The sequence below is a fragment of the Rahnella ecdela genome, assembly GCF_019049625.1.
Taxonomy (GTDB): domain Bacteria; phylum Pseudomonadota; class Gammaproteobacteria; order Enterobacterales; family Enterobacteriaceae; genus Rahnella; species Rahnella ecdela.
On sequence record NZ_JAFMOY010000011.1, the window covers coordinates 1 to 255 of the forward strand.

Annotated in this window: 1 rRNA gene; it reads right to left on the minus strand. The window is 57.3% G+C overall.

Annotation, left to right across the window (positions count from 1 at the left end):
* Nucleotides 1-255, minus strand: a 16S ribosomal RNA gene (locus tag J1784_RS00055); the annotation flags it as partial.

Consider the following 255-nt stretch of genomic DNA (forward strand, 5'->3'; position numbering starts at 1 on the left):
GGTCATCCTCTCAGACCAGCTAGGGATCGTCGCCTAGGTGAGCCATTACCTCACCTACTAGCTAATCCCATCTGGGCACATCCGATGGCGTGAGGCCCGAAGGTCCCCCACTTTGCTCTTGCGAGGTTATGCGGTATTAGCTACCGTTTCCAGTAGTTATCCCCCTCCATCAGGCAGTTTCCCAGACATTACTCACCCGTCCGCCGCTCGCCGGCAAAGTAGCAAGCTACTTCCCGCTGCCGCTCGACTTGCATG